The following is a 13062-nucleotide window of genomic DNA, read 5'->3' as shown; positions in this document are numbered from 1 at the left end:
GTTGATATAGAGAGTGAGGCGGTTGATATAGAGAGTGAGGCGGTTGATAGAGCGAGCGAGTCGGTTGATAGAGCGAGTGAGTCGGTTGATAGAGCGAGTGAGGCGGTTGATAGAGGGAGCGGGTCGGTTGATAGAGCGAGTGAGTCGGTTGATAGAGCGAGTGAGTCGGTTGATAGAGGGATCGGTGCGGTTGATAGAGGGAGTGGGTCGGTTGATAGAAAGAGCGAGCGGCATAATAGAAAGCGCAAATAGCACTACAAATATGGGACGAGGAACCTGTCCCCGCGTCCCCAAAAAACATTAAAATTTTAATATAAATTTTGCTATTAACAGTATTGACATTCTGGGATTTTATCGGTAATATAAAAGTTAATTAAATTAATTAACAATCTCTTAACGCAAACTATTTGTTAATTTTCGGATTTGTTGAAACCGTTTGCTATATGTTTTGGAGATGAATGTTTCTGGTAATAGATTTGAATGTTGGAGGTGTAGGAACTAGAGAAGATTTTCTATTAGATAGTTAAATAATTTGATATATTACAATTTTAAAATTTAGGGGGTTTTTATATGAAAAAGTGGAAAATTTTGTTCGCTGCGGTTTTATTAACAATGGTTTTGTCAGCTTGTTCAGGTGGAAGTGCAGATGGCGCTAGTGATGATGGAGGTGATCCTGATGCAATAACGGCTTGGGCATGGGATCCATTATTTAATATTGCTGCATTAGAATTAGCGGAGGAGCAATATGTACAAGAAGCTGGAGATTTTCAATTGGATATCATTGATAATGCACAAAAAGATATCGTTCAGAAATTAAATACAGGCTTAAGTTCGGGAACAATGAATGGTATGCCTAACATTGTTTTAATTGAAGATTATCGGGCGCAAAGCTTTTTACAAGCGTATCCAGATGCTTTTTATGACATGTCTGAACACGTGAACATAGATGATTTTGCAGAATATAAAAAAGCACCGACAAGTTTTGATGGGAAACAGTATGGAATTCCATTTGACACAGGTGTCACTGGGTTATACTTGAGAACCGATTATTTAGAAGAAGCGGGATATACTCCAGAAGATTTAACGAATATCACGTGGGATGAGTATATCGAAATTGGCAAAGACATAACAGAAAAGACTGGCAAAAAAATGATTTCTTTGAATCCAAATGATCCGGATCATCTCAGACATATGATTCAAACAGCAGGTACTTGGTTTACGGATGAAGATGGTGAAACCGTTAATATGGCTGGAAATGAAGCGGTAGGGGAGGCTCTTCGTGTATTCAAAACCATGCTAGACGAAGATATTGCCCATACTAATAGTGATTGGAGCTCCAGAATTGCTGCATTTAATAGTGGAGATATAGTCAGTGTGGCAACTGGGAACTGGATGACTCCAAGTGTCAAAGCGGAAGAATCTCAATCTGGGAACTGGACCGTTGTTCCTATTCCACGACTTTCTGTTGATGGTGCAGTAAATGCGTCTAACGTAGGTGGAAGTTCTTTCTATGTGTTAAATATCCCTGGTAAAGAACAGGCAGCAGAATTTTTGGCTAGCACTTTTGGTTCCGATACAGCTCTTTACCAAGATTTAGTTACTGAGATTGGAGCTATTGGTACTTATTTACCAGCATTAGAAGGAGAAGCATTTAATCAGGAAGATGAGTTCTTTGCAGGACAAAATATAAATGCTGATTTTGTGAAATGGATGATGGAAATTCCAAATGTCAATTATGGAATGCATACGTATGCGAGCACAGATATCCTTATCGGAGAGTTGCAAAATTACAGAAGTGGTAAAGCGTTAGAAGAAGTTTTAGAAGATGCCCAGAAACAAGCAGAAGCTCAGTTAAATTAATGTTTCAAATATTGTCTTGGGTACCTTAAGACTAAGATGGATGGTGCTCAAGACTTTATTTAATTTGAAAGGTTTGGAGTGAGACAACATGAATCTAAGAAAGAGTAAAAGTATCATAGGTTGGGTATTTATCCTTATTGCTACTATATTTATTACTCTATTTTACTTTTATCCGATGATACAGGCTTTTATTCTATCTTTTAAATCAGGGATGGGAGCAAATTTGCAATTCATTGGTTTGGATAACTATATTCGATTATTCAACGACCCAGTGGCACTAATTGCAATTAGAAATACGTTTATCTATTTGATTTTCCAAGTTCCAATCATGATCTTATTGGCAATGTTCTTTTCTGTTTTACTTAATAATCCTAAATTGAAATTTAAAGGGTTTTTTAGAACGGCTATTTTCCTACCTAGTGTTATTTCACTGGTAGCCTATTCTGTTATATTTAAATACTTATTTTCTACCGATGGTTTAGTGAATCAATTTTTATTAAATCTATCATTTATTTCAGAACCCATCGAGTGGTTAATGGATCCGTTTTGGGCAAAAGTACTTATTATCATTGCGATAACATGGCGTTGGACAGGCTATAATATGATTTTCTATTTGGCTGGTCTGCAGAACGTGGATAATTCCGTTTATGAAGCAGCTAAAATTGACGGGGCAAACCCAATCCAACAATTCTTTTACATTACCGTTCCTATGTTGAAGCCTATCATTCTCTTTACAGGGATTACATCTACGATTGGAACCCTTCAACTATTTGATGAACCAATGAATATTACCAAAGGTGGTCCGGGGAACGAAACATTAACTATTTCGCAATATATATATAATCTTTCCTTTGAGTATACACCAGACTTTGGGTATGCAGCAGCAGTTTCGTTTATTATTGTTGTTCTGACAGTAATATTTGCTGTTATTCAATTTAGACTGGGTGGTGAAAGAAAATGAATAAATTAAAGTCTATTTTCACATATGGAATCTTAAGTATTGCGGCAATCGTTTCCCTTTTCCCGTTTGCGTGGATGTTAATAAGTATGACCAATAAATCGTCTGATATCTCACAAGGCCGCTTATTACCTGGTTCCAATCTATTAGAAAATCTTCGTAATCTCTTTGAAAGTTATAATGTTGGCTCTGCCTTATTTAATTCATTCTTTATTGCTATTGTTGCTACGGTTTTATGTTTAGTAGTCTCTTCTTTAGCAGGTTATGGATTTGAAATTTATAGAAGTAAAGGAAAAGATATTGTATTTAATATCTTATTGCTTTCTATGATGATACCTTTCGCAGCCTTAATGGTACCTTTATTTAGGTTGTTTGGAGATGTATCTCAAGTATTTCCGGCATTCGGAATCGACACATTGTATGCTGTTATTCTGCCTTATGTATCGACCGCCTTCTTTATATTCTTCTTTAGACAAAATACAAAAATGTTTACGAAGGATTTAATCGAAGCGGGAAGAATAGATGGGTTGAGTGAGATTGGGATATTTTTCCGAATTTACATGCCTTCGATGAAGAATACGTTTGCTGCTGCTGGGATTATCTCCTTCATGAACAACTGGAATAATTTCTTGTGGCCGTTGGTTATCTTACAATCCCCGGATGTTCAGACAATACCACTGTTAATTTCCAATCTAGGTTCAGGGTATTCTCCAGATTTCGGTATTATTTATACAGCGATTGTTATTGGTACGATTCCGACAGCTTTAATATTCTTCTTCCTGCAAAAATACTTTGTGGAAGGAATGACAGGTTCTGTTAAAGGGTAAAGAGTTCTTTGCCATAGGCTCTTTTCTAACAGATTGTTGTTTGTAAGGTGACGTTATTTCAGATTTTGTATAGACTGTTGATATCTTTAAATCAGAGTAATGTAGCTCTCGCTTACACTTATGATTGATTTGTGCGATCATTCGCTCCGGCAGAATACTTCGCTTTCCGTGGGCACGGCCTCAGCCTCCTCGGAAGAAAACCACTTCCTGCGGGGTCTTCGGACACGTGCTATTCCCACAGGAGTCTCCGTATTCTGCCTCCGCTATGTTACATGCTCTAAATATTTTTAAAACTATAGTCCATAATGTCACGTTTAGGGGAGTTTTGCCGTAAAAAAAGAAATTTCCAAGTTGAAACCAAGCAGAGCAGGAACTAAGCGGAGGAAATACACGGAGACTCCTGCGGGAAGAAGAGCATCGGTGAGACTACGTAGTGCGTCAGCACGAAGGAGGCTCACCAGCTCCCCGCGGAAAGCGTAGTGTATTTCCGTAGCGAGAGTTAAGCATATTAATCTGAATTCAGATTATAAACAGTTTCTATCAACTGTCAAGGTAAAAATGAAACAACCAATACAAAAAGAGCTTTACCATAAAAGAAAATAATTCTTTATCACATCGTTCGTTATTGGCAGAATGTTTTCATGCGTATGACGGACGGTGTTATAATAGTTTATAGTAAATGAAAATAATGGAGGACTGGCCATGCAACGTGGTTCTTTTCAATTAATGAAATCAGTGAATAAATCGATCGTTTTGAATAAAATTCGTACTTCTGAACCAATATCCAGAGCGCAAATTGCGAAGGAGTCAAGGTTAACTCCTCCAACAGTGAGTAGTATTGTAAAAGAACTGTTGGAAGAAGGCTTGGTAAGGGAAAGCAAGCTTGGAGAATCGAACGGTGGACGTAAACCAACGATGCTTCACATCAACAGTGAAGCTTATTATGTGATTGGAGTTGACGCTGGTCCTGGATCAGTTGAATGCGTGCTAACTGATTTAGCGGGGAAAATTCTTGCAAGGTCGGCATCGTATCCTTTAACGAAACCAATTACGAATGAGCAATTTCTTTCTATTTTAATAGAATGCATCGAATCTATTATGGACCTTGTTGAAGGAATTAGTGAAAAAATCATAGGGATAGGGATTGCGATGCACGGGGTGATAGAAGTAGAAACAGGAACATCCCTAGTTGCACCAAACTTAGATTTGAAAGATATTCCTATTAAGGATACCCTGGAAGATGCGTTTGATTTAACGGTCAAAGTGGAAAATGACGCTCGTGCTATGGCCCTTGGTGAATCATGGTTTGGCGGAAATAGTGATGTGGATAATATGGTTGCCGTTAATTTTGGTACTGGTGTCGGTGCAGGTGTTGTCATGAATGGGAAGTTATATCACGGAGCACAGGATATCGCTGGCGAATTCGGTCATATGACCATTGATTTGCACGGGGAGAAGTGTGAATGCGGAAACCCAGGCTGCCTGCAGACATTTGTGAGTGGAGAAGCCATTGCGGAGAGATTTAAAAAGCAGGCAAACCTGAAAGACGGTTTGGCTGGAGAAAAGATTTATGAAATGGCTAAAGCGGAAAACAAGGATGCTGTAAGATTCTTACAGCAAACCGGTGAAATTATTGGGATTGGCTTAACCAATATTATTCATTTATTTAATCCAAGCAGAATTGTGCTCGGTGGTGGGGTGATGAAGAGTCAGGAGTTTATGTATCCAAAAATATGTCAAACTATCGAAGAAAGGGCATTGACGTCAGAGGCGAAAAAGACAGAGGTCAGGGTTTCGAGTCTTGGCGATGATGCCACATTACTTGGTGCAGTCTCTCTGCTGTTAGTAGAATTGTTTGATCAGCAGTCTGTTTCGGTTTAAATGTACGAAAAACGAAAAGCAGTTGAACCTGTAGGATAAGAGGTTTGACTGCTTTTCGTTTTTCTGATAGATTAATCTAGTTTAATCTATCAATAAATCTTTCGAAGGCTTTATTGTCTTTAAATACGCCAGCGTCTTCCAATACTTTTACAAATTTGCTTCCGAGTTCTTTCTTTAGGATTTCACTTGCTTCTTGTTCGTTAGGAATAACCCTGTATTTATCCTTCAGCTGTACTGCCCAATCTTGATGATAGTCGGCTACATTGCTTGCTTCTCCTAACAAATATTTCCTGATTTCCTCTAACTCGTCTTTTAATCTAGGAGGTAATACCGCTAGTCCCATGACCTCTATCAATCCGATATTTTCCTTCTTAATATGATGGACATCCGCGTGTGGATGGAAAATTCCCATAGGATGTTCCTGCGATGTTCGGTTATTCCTTAAAACAAGGTCAAGCTCGAATTTGCCATCTCGAAATCTGCCAATCGGGGTGATGGTGTTATGAGCTGTGCCATCTGTAGATGCGAGTACGTCCGCTTCTGGATCAGAATAATCTCTCCATATGTTTAAAACATGATCGGCTGCATTTACTAGATCTGTTATCTCCACACTCTTGAGCCGAACAACAGACATCGGCCACTTCACCACAGATGCCGTAACTTCAGGAAAGTTATTTAATTTAAAAGGAAAGGCATCTTCTGCTTTGGTCATCGCAAATTCATATCTTCCGCTTTGGTAATGGTCATGACTTAAAATCGATCCGCCCACAATGGGCAGGTCTGCATTGGAACCGATAAAATAATGTGGAAATTTATCGGTAAATGTGAGCAGTCTTTCAAATGCGGACCGGTCAATCTTCATGTTACGATGTTTTTCTGAAAGTAAAATACTATGTTCGTTGTAGTATACATAGGGGGAATACTGTAAATACCAATTCTCCCCTAAAAGTTCTACCTGAATGATTCGATGATTGGCCCTTGCTGGATGACCGGTTCTGCCTGTATATCCTTCGTTTTCTTTGCAAAGCAAGCATTTTGGGTATTTCACCGTTTGTTTTACTTCGCGTTCCCGCTTGATTTGTTCCGGATCTTTTTCTGGTTTTGACAGATTGATCGTAATATCCATTTCCCCATACGGCGTTTCTGCTTTATAGGAGATATTTTTCGCGATTCGGTTCATTTGAATATAGTTGCTATTTTTACTTAGCTCATAAAAATAATCCGTTGCTTCTTTCGGAGATGCTTTGTATTTTTGATAGAATTGTTCATTGATCACAGATGGTCTGGCAACAAAACAATTCATGATATTGGCAGTTAAGATTTCCTTGTCATCCAAAACTTCTTCAAAAATCCCTTGTTCGGTTGCATACCCAATGATGTGTTCCAGGAGATTGGGGATGGTGTCTATCACTGGATTCTCGACTGTATCTGGATAGGATGTTAATTCTAATAGAGACATCACTTGATTTCGGACATAATATATATCCGCTTTTTCAATTAATTTCTTCTCTAATCCTTGCAAAATGAGCCCTTCCAAATAGGAATAAATCATGATAAGTCATTCCTTCCGTATCCTGTTGGATGTGAAGAATGCCAGTTCCAGGCATCTTCTATAATTTTCGTTATAGATGTGCGTGTTGGATTCCAACCAAGAATCTGTTTCGCTTTTTCTGAACTTGCGATTAATGTGCTTGGATCACCTGGGCGACGCTTGCCAATTTGTACGGGAATTTCTTTACCAGTTACTTTTTCAGCGGTTTGAATCATTTCTTTCACGGAGAACCCTTGGTTGCTTCCAAGGTTAAAGATGTTACTGGTTCCACCGTTTCTTAAATATGTTAATGCTAACAGATGGGCATCGATTAAATCTTCCACATGGACATAATCACGAATACAGGTACCATCGGGTGTGTCATAATCCTCACCGAAAATCGTCATTTCTTTTCGCTGCTGTAAGGCAGTTTGCAAAATAATGGGAACGAGATGCGATTCCGGGCGATGGTCTTCACCAATTTCGGCTGTTCCCCTCGCACCGGCAACATTAAAATAACGTAAGGAAACGTACTTGATACCGTGTGCTTGTTCGGTCCATTTCATCATTTTTTCCATGGTAAGTTTGGTTTCACCATACGTACTAGTCGGTTTCGTTGGTAGGCTTTCCATTATCGGTACGGATTCTGGTTCCCCATATGTTGCAGCAGTGGAGGAGAAGACAATGTGTTTTACTCCTGCTTCCACCATCGCTTGCAGCAGTACTTGTGTTCCATAAACATTATTGTCAAAGTATTGGAGTGGCTTTTGCATCGACTCGCCTACAAGGGAATTTGCTGCAAAGTGGATGACTGCATCAATCGATTCTTTGGCAAATACAGAGCGAACAAAGTCGATATCGCGAATATCCCCTTCATAAAAGCTTGCATCCGGATGAAGGGCTTCTTTATGTCCGGTTTCCAAGTTATCGATGACAAATACATGTTCCCCTTGATCAATCAATTGATAAACCGCGTGGGATCCGATATAACCAGCCCCGCCTAAAACGAGAATACTCATTGTAACAAACCTCCAGTTGCTTCCGTAATTTCCTTTGTTCCATCTCCAATAGCAGCAGTATAAAAGGTTGCTTCATAACCAACTTCTTCTCTATAAATGGCATTCACATTTTTCTCAAATGCTTCTGCCTTGTCTCTTTCAACGATGGCAATGGCACATCCTCCGAAACCAGCACCTGTCATGCGCGCACCTAAAACACCCTCCTGGTCCCAAGCCGCTTCCGCTATCGTGTCGAGTTCTTTTCCTGTTACTTCATAATCATCTCTTAAAGAAATGTGAGAACAATTCATTAGTTTTCCAAAGGCATCTAAGTCACCTTGTTGTAATTTATCAAACGCTTCCAGTGTACGGGCGTTTTCATAAACGGCATGTTTTGCTCGTTTCTGGTTTACTTTATTCGTGATCAAATGCTTCTTACGTTCAAATTCTCCTTTGGATAATTCTCCTAAACTATGAATGTTTAATTCTTTTTGTAAATCGGTTAATGCTGCTTCACATTCACGGCGCCGTTCATTATATTTGGAACCGGCTAATGAGCGTTTTTTATTCGTATTAATAATCATGATGACATGATCAGCTAAGTTAATAGGGGCGTAATGATAGTCGAGTGTGTCACAGTTCAGCAAAATGGCATGATCCTTTTTTCCCATTCCGATGGCAAATTGATCCATAATGCCACTGTTAACACCAATATAATCATTCTCCACCTTTTGTCCAAGTTTTATCATTTCCAGGCTATCGATTGTTTGGTTGTACAACCCTTCCACAAGAGCACCGGTAACAAGTTCAATGGAGGCAGAAGATGATAGCCCAGCGCCATTAGGAATATTACCGTGAAATAAGATATCAGCTCCATTTGAAATCGTGTACCCAGCCTGTTTTAACAGTAAAAACATGCCTTTTGGATAGTTCGCCCAGTCATTTTCTTCCTTATAATCTAAGTCTTGCAGGTCGCATTCAATTATCCCTTTTTCAGGAAAATTAAGGGAGTAAAAACGCAACTTTTGATCATTCCGTGTGGCTCCAAGAGCGTATGTGCCATAAGAAATGGACGCAGGGAATACATGACCGCCATTGTAATCCGTGTGTTCCCCGATTAGGTTTATTCTGCCGGGAGCAAAGAAGACTCTTGGTGATTGTGTTGTATGAAAAATAGATTGAAATTCTTTTATTAATTTTGATTCCGTTTTCATTTGGACCTCCTAGTTGTTCATTAGTATTGATAATTCGTACGATTGATAGTATAATAAATAAACAAATCACCTTTATTAATTAATTTAATTAAGTTAATATTAGTTTACTATTAATCTTTTAATTACGCAATAGGGGTGATTAAAAATATAAATGGTTGCGTTATCATCATAGAGAAGGATATGGAGGTTATTATGTCACATCTAAATGATTTTCAATTATTATCAGTATTAGAAAAGAATCGATTAAAAGAACGTTCTTATTTTATGTCATATGCTACAAAACAAGATGCACTCACGTACCAGAGAGGATCTGCTTATGGATTCCAATTACTAAATGGACTATGGAAGTTCCATTACGCGGAAACTCCAGAATTAGCACCCGATGGTTTTTATGAAGATACGTATGATGTGAGTGGGTGGGATGAACTTCAAGTACCATCCAACTGGCAAATGAATGGGTATGGAAACCCGCATTATACAAATGTTAAATATCCGTTTCCAGTAGATCCCCCACATATTCCTAGTGAAAATCCGACAGGGTCTTATCGCAGAGAGTTTTATGTAACCAAAGAGCTGCTGGATGAGTTAACAATCCTCCGTTTTGAAGGGGTAGATAGTGCTTTTCACGTTTGGGTGAATGGAGAACTTGTTGGATATAGCACCGGCAGCAGGTTAGCCAGTGAATTTGACGTTACTTCCTATCTACGTGAAGGGAAAAATACGATCTCTGTTCGAGTGTACCAATGGTCAGCTACAAGCTATATTGAAGATCAGGACATGTGGTGGTTAAGTGGAATCTTTCGCGATGTTTATTTATTAAGAAGACCAAATGTTCATGTGTACGATTATTTTGTAAAAACAATATTTGATGAGAGCTATGAAAATGCAATGTTGCAAGTGGAAACGGAAGTTCATTCTAAACTAGATGATGCTTTCCACTATAATCTAGAGTATCAACTATTAGATGCTAATTATCAAGCTGTAACGGAGTCAAGCGTAGAAGTGGTTGTGGATAAGGACGAACAGAAGCTAACTGCAAGTATTCCTGTTACAGCACCAAACAAATGGACGGCAGAAACACCATATCTATACCATCTGCTCATCCTATTAAAAGATGAAAAGGATGAGCTAATAGAAGCTATCCCAACAAAAGTTGGATTCAGGCAAGTAGAATTAAAAGATGGTTTAATTCAAGTGAATGGTGTACCTATCCTATTTAAAGGGGTGAATCGTCATGAACATCACCCGGATTTAGGAAGAGCCGTACCGATCGATTGGATGAGAAAAGATATTGAATTGATGAAACAGCATAATCTTAATGCGGTACGGACAGCTCATTATACAGATGACCCTCGTTTCTATGAACTTTGTGATGAATATGGATTATACGTAATTGATGAAGCAGATTTAGAATGTCATGGTTTTTCATTAACAGATAATTGGAATCAGTTAAGTGAAGACCCTGACTGGGAAGAGGCATACTTAGATCGAATGAAGCGGATGGTGGAGCGCGATAAGAATCATGCTTCCATTATCATCTGGTCCTTGGGAAATGAATCTGGTTTCGGTCCTAATCTAGTGAAAATGTCAGAATGGGCCAAACAAAGAGATGACACAAGATTAATTCATTATGAGGGCGAAACCCGTGCCATCATGACGAAGACGGATAATAATCCTCAGGAATTACATGTGGCAGCGGATATGTTCTCGACCATGTATACATCCGTGGATATTTTAGAGCCACTCGGTGATAGAAATGATTTGAAACAGCCGCATATCCTATGTGAATTTGCTCATGCGATGGGAAATGGCCCTGGAGGCTTTAAGGAATACTTTGATACTTTCTACAAATATGACCGTTTGCAAGGTGGTTTTGTTTGGGAATGGATGGATCATGGAATTCGAAGTTATACTGCTGAAGGGGAGGAGTACTTCGCCTATGGGGGTGACTTTGGAGAAATTCCACATGATTCGAACTTTGTCATTGATGGAATGGTGATGCCAGACCGCACGCCATCACCTGCATTGACGGAGTACAAAAAGGTCATTGAGCCAGTGAAGATGGAAGCTACGGACCTTGAAAAAGGAATCATTAACATTCAAAATAACTATGATTTCTCTGATTTACGTCATTTGGCAGGCACTTGGTCTGTCCATAAAGATGGGGAATTAGCGTATTCCGGAACATTTGATTTACCAGAAATACAAGCAGGGACAAGCAAAGTGGTTGAACTTCCTGTTTCTGTAGAACCGGAGCCGAAAACTGATTATTGGCTAACCATAAGCCTTATCGAAAAGGCAGATACAAAATGGGCAAAAGCAGGACATGAAGTAGCTTGGGAACAGTTCTTGTTACCAGTCTCTTCCTTAGGGCAGGGGGATGCGTCGTTGCGAGCGGACACTAGTTCACCAGTACGTGTCGAAACGATGAAAGACACCAATCAATTACAAATTTTAGGAGATTCTTTCCAATTACTATTTAATCAAACGAATGGAGAAATCGACTCCTGGAAATATCAAGGGTTAGAAATTCTTGAAAAAGGTCCTTCTATGAATTTCTGGCGGGCAACAACCGATAATGACCGGATTGGCCAAGAGGAATTCAGCACACGAATGGAGAAAAAAGAGTGGGAAGACCATGGTGTGCACCGGATGCAACAACGTTTGACTGATTTTAACTACGAGTTTACACCAGCGAAAGATGCAGTGATTATAACCGTGAAGAAAAAAATCGCCCCAGCAGGATTTGATTGGGGATTTGAAACAACGCTTACGTATCACGTATCCAAAAATGGCTTTGTAACCTTAGATGTAACTGGCAAGAAGTTAGGAAAAGGTTCGATTACCTTGCCGAAAGTTGGGTTACAAATGAATGTGAAAAACTCATTTAATCAAGTAGATTGGTACGGTCGCGGACCTGGTGAATCATATGCAGACAGCAAACTAGCCAATCGATTCGGCAAATGGTCCAGAACGGTTAAGGAATTGTTCACACCTTACGTGGTACCACAGGAAAACGGAAACCGTACGGATGTAAAATGGGTATCGCTAACCAATCCATCAGGCGCTGGACTATTAGCGGCTGGAGATTTATTCAATTTTAGTGCCCATCACTATACAACGGAAAATCTAGAAAATGCGCGTCATACAACAGACTTAGTAGAACAAGACTATGTTGTGTTTAATATAGACCACCAGCAAAATGGCCTTGGCTCAACAAGCTGTGGACCAGGTGTATTGGAGAAATACCAATTATTAAATGATGATTTCCATTTTACTATTCATTTAAGTGGATATTCCAAGAGTGATATTTCAGCAAATGATTTAGCGAAATCAATTAAATAGTGGGACGAGGAGGAAATTTTCCCTTCGTTCTCTCATAGAAGGTCGAGAAAATACAGCACCCTGTGTCATAGGGTGCTGTATTTTTTTATTTGCATAAGCGCTAACGGATATTTTGCTTAGAATAGAATGGGGCAAAGGGTTGTTTATGGGTGGAAGCTTGGAGGCGATTGATAGAAGGAGAGGTGTGGTTGATAGAAGGATTGGTGCGGTTGATAGAAGGAGAGGTGCGGTTGATAGAAGGAGAGGTGCGGTTGATAGAAGGATTGGTGCGGTTGATAGAAGGATTGGTGCGGTTGATAGAAGGATTGGTGCGGTTGATAGAAGGATTGGTGCGGTTGATAGAAGGATTGGTGCGGTTGATAGAAGGATTGGTGCGGTTGATAGAAGGATTGGTGCGGTTGATAGAAGGATTGGTGCGGTTGATAGAAGGATTGGTGCGGTTGATAGA

General features: G+C 39.4%; 10 protein-coding genes. 6 read left to right on the top strand and 4 right to left on the bottom strand.

The annotated features are described in order from the left end of the window. Positions 1 to 43: 43 nt before the first annotated feature. The 5 genes from D8M06_RS19740 to D8M06_RS16170 all read left to right on the top strand — a co-directional run bounded on the left by D8M06_RS19740 (position 44) and on the right by D8M06_RS16170 (position 5526). Entirely contained in the window at positions 44 to 304 is a 261-nt protein-coding gene (locus tag D8M06_RS19740; RefSeq protein ID WP_147404985.1) for a hypothetical protein, read from the top strand. A gap of 266 nt (positions 305 to 570) precedes the next feature. Next, a complete protein-coding gene (locus tag D8M06_RS16185) occupies positions 571 to 1860 on the top strand; it encodes an ABC transporter substrate-binding protein (protein ID WP_121205628.1) in 1290 nt (429 codons plus the stop codon). Between the two features lie 88 nt (positions 1861 to 1948). Beyond that, complete coding sequence (locus D8M06_RS16180; protein ID WP_121205627.1) at positions 1949 to 2821, top strand: carbohydrate ABC transporter permease; 873 nt, start codon at positions 1949 to 1951, stop codon at positions 2819 to 2821. After that, entirely contained in the window at positions 2818 to 3645 is an 828-nt protein-coding gene (locus tag D8M06_RS16175) for a carbohydrate ABC transporter permease (RefSeq protein ID WP_121205626.1), read from the top strand. Before D8M06_RS16180 ends, D8M06_RS16175 begins: the two co-directional genes overlap by 4 nt. Positions 3646 to 4347: 702 nt before the next feature. Continuing rightward, positions 4348 to 5526 carry an ROK family transcriptional regulator gene (locus D8M06_RS16170; RefSeq protein WP_121205625.1) on the top strand — a complete coding sequence of 393 codons (1179 nt, stop codon included), beginning with the start codon at positions 4348 to 4350 and terminating at the stop codon, positions 5524 to 5526. A gap of 76 nt (positions 5527 to 5602) precedes the next feature. Here the strand turns inward: D8M06_RS16170 and galT are convergent, their stop codons facing one another. The 3 genes from galT to D8M06_RS16155 are packed head-to-tail and all read right to left on the bottom strand — an operon-like array spanning position 5603 to position 9269. After that, positions 5603 to 7078, bottom strand: coding sequence for a UDP-glucose--hexose-1-phosphate uridylyltransferase (gene galT, locus D8M06_RS16165; protein ID WP_121205624.1), 1476 nt, complete (start codon positions 7076 to 7078; stop codon positions 5603 to 5605). Continuing rightward, a complete protein-coding gene (gene galE, locus D8M06_RS16160; protein WP_121205623.1) occupies positions 7075 to 8076 on the bottom strand; it encodes a UDP-glucose 4-epimerase GalE in 1002 nt (333 codons plus the stop codon). The genes galT and galE overlap by 4 nt, the downstream gene beginning before the upstream one ends. Beyond that, complete coding sequence (locus D8M06_RS16155; RefSeq protein ID WP_121205622.1) at positions 8073 to 9269, bottom strand: galactokinase; 1197 nt, start codon at positions 9267 to 9269, stop codon at positions 8073 to 8075. Before D8M06_RS16155 ends, galE begins: the two co-directional genes overlap by 4 nt. Positions 9270 to 9461: 192 nt before the next feature. Between D8M06_RS16155 and lacZ the strand changes: the two genes are divergently transcribed. Further along, positions 9462 to 12614 (top strand): beta-galactosidase, LacZ type, encoded by a 3153-nt coding sequence (gene lacZ, locus D8M06_RS16150; RefSeq protein ID WP_121205621.1) that lies wholly within the window; start codon positions 9462 to 9464, stop codon positions 12612 to 12614. A 100-nt stretch (positions 12615 to 12714) separates the two neighbouring features. On the opposite strand, the gene D8M06_RS20465 is transcribed toward lacZ, so the two are convergent. Then, positions 12715 to 12996 (bottom strand): hypothetical protein, encoded by a 282-nt coding sequence (locus D8M06_RS20465; protein WP_421904630.1) that lies wholly within the window; start codon positions 12994 to 12996, stop codon positions 12715 to 12717. Between the last annotated feature and the right edge of the window lie 66 nt (positions 12997 to 13062).

Source organism: Oceanobacillus halophilus, assembly GCF_003628505.1.
Classification (GTDB): domain Bacteria; phylum Bacillota; class Bacilli; order Bacillales; family Amphibacillaceae; genus Oceanobacillus; species Oceanobacillus halophilus.
Note: the sequence above shows the minus strand (reverse complement) of the source record. Positions and strands in the feature narration are given on the sequence as shown.